A 559-nucleotide genomic window follows, 5' to 3' on the forward strand; every position below is an offset into this window, starting at 1 on the left:
CTGCACCTGCGTGCTGGTCAGCGAGGCGATGCCTGCGGTGCCAAGACCGTTCACGAGCTGGCTCGTGCTCAGCGCGCGCAGGTCAGCCGAGTTCAGCTGCTGCACCTGCGTCGCGCTCAGTCCCGCGAGCTGGCCCGTGCTCAGACCCGAAACCTGTGCGCTCGTCAGCAGGTTCACCGACAGCGTCGCCAGCTGCGACGTCGTCAGCGCGTTCAGCGCCGTCGAGGTCAGCGACTGCACTTGCGACGAGGTCAGCTGGCCAATGCCCGCCGAGCCCAGTGCCTGCACTTCTGCCGTGTTCAGTGCGTTGAGGTCCGCCGTGCCGAGCTGTGCGACCTGGCTGGACGTCAGTGCCGCGATGCCCGCCGAACCCAGACCGTTCACCACCTGGCTGGTGCTCAGCGCCTTGATGTCAGCCGAACCCAACTGCTGGACCTGGCTCGAAATCAGGCTCGACAGCTGGCCCGTGCTCAGACCGGCCACCTGACCGGTCGTCAGCGAGGCGATCGCCAGCGTTGCGAGCTGGGCCGTGCTCAGCGCATTCAGCGCCGTCGTGGTC

1 pseudogene is annotated in these 559 nt (G+C 67.6%); it reads right to left on the bottom strand.

Annotated elements, in window-relative coordinates:
* Nucleotides 1-559, bottom strand: a pseudogene (locus tag M3I56_RS40870) (heme utilization protein); the annotation flags it as partial.

Origin of the sequence: Paraburkholderia sp. CNPSo 3281 (assembly GCF_024206515.1) — a bacterium.
Classification (GTDB): domain Bacteria; phylum Pseudomonadota; class Gammaproteobacteria; order Burkholderiales; family Burkholderiaceae; genus Paraburkholderia; species Paraburkholderia nodosa.